This is a genomic window from Kitasatospora sp. NPDC091257 (assembly GCF_044757675.1).
GTDB lineage: Bacteria > Actinomycetota > Actinomycetes > Streptomycetales > Streptomycetaceae > Kitasatospora > Kitasatospora lactacystinica.
Window position 1 is genome coordinate 1 of the sequence record NZ_JBIVVI010001184.1, and the last position, 2,767, is coordinate 2,767.

A 2,767-nucleotide genomic window follows, 5' to 3' on the forward strand; every position below is an offset into this window, starting at 1 on the left:
CGCACTTCATCCCGTCGATGATGCAGGTGTTCCTGCTGGAGCCGGCCGCTCGGACCTGCACGTCTCTGCGGGCGGTGTTCGCCAGCGGTGAGGCGCTGTCGCCGGAGCTGCGGGACGCGTTCCTGCGCGACATGGGCATCCCGCTGCACAACCTCTACGGCCCCACCGAGGTGTCCATCGAGGTCACCGCCTGGGAGTGCCTGCCGGGGACGGCGACCGTGCCGATCGGCGGCCCGGTCGGCAACACCCGGGCCTACGTGCTGGACGCCGCCCTGCGTCCGGTGCCGGCCGGTGTGGCGGGCGAGCTGTACATCGCCGGTGTGCAGCTGGCACGCGGGTACCTGAACCGTCCGGGGCTGACGGCGGAGCGCTTCGTCGCCTGTCCGTTCGGTTCGGCCGGGGAGCGGATGTACCGCACGGGTGACCTCGCCCGCTGGCGCGAGGACGGCACGATCGACTACCTGGGTCGTACCGACGACCAGGTGAAGGTGCGCGGTTACCGCATCGAGCTGGGCGAGATCGAAGCCGGCCTGCTCGGTCAGCCGGGTGTCGCCCAGGCAGCCGTGATCGTCCGCGAGGACGTCCCCGGTGACAAGCGCATTGCCGCCTACGTGGTGCCCGCCGCCGGTGCGGAGATCGACACCACCGAGATCCGGGCCGGGCTGGGCGCCGTCCTGCCCGAGTACATGGTCCCGTCCGCGATCATGGTGCTGGACACGCTCCCGCTGACGGTCAACGGCAAGTTGGACCGCCGGGCACTCCCGGTGCCGGACCGGACGGAGCTGCTGGAGTCGTCCTACCGGGCGCCGCGCACGGCCGACGAGCAGCTGCTCAGCGAGGTGTTCGCCGAGGTCCTGGGCCTGCCCCAGGTCGGCATCGACGACAACTTCTTCGAGCTGGGTGGCCACTCCCTGCTGGCGGTGACGCTGGTGGAGCGGCTGCGGGCGAGCGGTCTGCCGGTGTCGGTGAAGGCGCTGTTCCAGGCCCCGACGGCGGCCGGGCTGGCGGCCGTGGACGCGGGTCAGGCCTTCGTGGTGCCGGAGAACCGGATCCCGAGCGACGCGACCGTCCTCACCCCGGACATGGTCACGCTGGCCGAGCTGAGCCAGGCGGACCTCGACCGCCTGGTGGAGCAGGTCCCCGGTGGTGCGGCGAACGTCGCGGACGTCTACCCGCTGGCGCCGCTGCAGGAGGGGATCTTCTTCCACCACCTGCTGGACGCGGACCAGGGGCGTGATGTCTACATCGTTCCGGTCGTTCTGGGCTTCGATTCGCGCGGGCGCATGGACGACTTCGTCGCCGCGCTCCAGCACGTCGTCGACCGGCACGACATCCTGCGGACGGCCGTGCTGTGGGAGAACCTGCCCCAGCCGCTCCAGGTCGTCCTGCGGCAGGCCCCGGTGGCGGTCGAGGAGATCGCCCTCACCGGGGACCAGGGCGAGGACGCGGTGGCCCGGCTGCTGGCGGCGTGCCCGCCCTCGATGGACATCCGCCGTGCCCCGATGATGCGGCTCGTCGTCGCGGCCGATCCGGGCCGGGACCGCTGGCTGATGGCCCTGCAGAGCCACCACCTGATCCGGGACCACCAGGCGCTGGAGATCCTCTTCGACGAGGTGCGGGCGCACCTGGAGCAGGACGTCGAGCGCCTGCCGGAGCCGGCGCCGTACCGCGACTTCGTGGCGCACGCGCGAATGGCGGTCACCGCCGAGCAGCACCGTGCGTTCTTCGAGCGGGCGCTCGGGGAGGTGGAGGAGCCAACGGCGCCGTACGGCGTGTTGGACACGCACGGCGACGGCAGCGAGACCGGGGAGGCCGTGGTCGATCTTTCGGGTGAACTGGCCGACCGGGTGCGTGAGTTGGCTCGTCGGTACGGTGTGAGTGCGGCGGCGTTCTTCCACCTGGCGTGGGCGCGGGTCGCGGCGGCGACGACCGGCCAGACGCATCCGGTGTTCGGCACCGTGCTGTTCGGCCGGATGGACGCCGGGGACACGGCGAGCCGGACCCCGGGTCTGTACATCAACACCCTGCCGATCCGCATCGACGCGACCCAGTCGCTGCTGGCGGGGCTGAAGGTGACCCAGCAGCAGCTGGGTGAGCTGCTGCGGCACGAGCACGCCCCGCTGACCCTCGCCCAGCAGGCGACCGGCGTCCCGGCGCAGAGCCCGCTGTTCACCTCGCTCCTCAACTACCGCCACAGCCGGACGGCCGACACCCATCAGACCGTCCTCGCCGGCGTCACCCCGCTGTTCGGGCAGGAGCGGACGAACTACCCGTTGACGGTGTCGGTGGACGACACCGGTGTCGGGTTCCGGCTCACGGTGCAGGCGTGCGCTCCGATGGACTCGGACGTGGTCTGCGGCCTGTTCGAGGCTCTGGTGGAGCGGCTCGCCGACGGACTGGAGCACGAGCCGGACCTGAAGCTCGACCAGGTCTCGGTGCTTGACGACGGGCAGCGGGAGTTGGTGCTGCGCGGGTGGAACGACACCGTGCGTGAGGTGCCGGGGGGGACGTTGCCGGGGCTGTTCGAGGCGCAGGTGGCGCGGACGCCGGACGCCACGGCTGTGGTGTTCGGTAGTGGTGCGGCGCGTGAGGTCGTGTCGTATGCGGAGTTGAACGAGCGGGCGAACCGCTTGGCGCACCTGCTGGTCGAGGCTGGCGTTGGGCCGGAGCGTCTGGTGGCGGTGTGTCTGCCGCGCTCGGTTGAGCTGGTGGTGTCGCTGGTGGCGATCGGGAAGGCGGGGGCGGCGTATCTGCCGCTGGACCCGGA

General features: G+C 71.6%; 1 protein-coding gene. It reads left to right on the top strand.

The annotated features are described in order from the left end of the window. Window positions 1–17: 17 nt before the first annotated feature. Window positions 18–2,767 (top strand): condensation domain-containing protein (locus tag ACIQOV_RS36060; protein WP_401055032.1); only part of this gene is annotated, 2,750 nt, incomplete at its 3' end.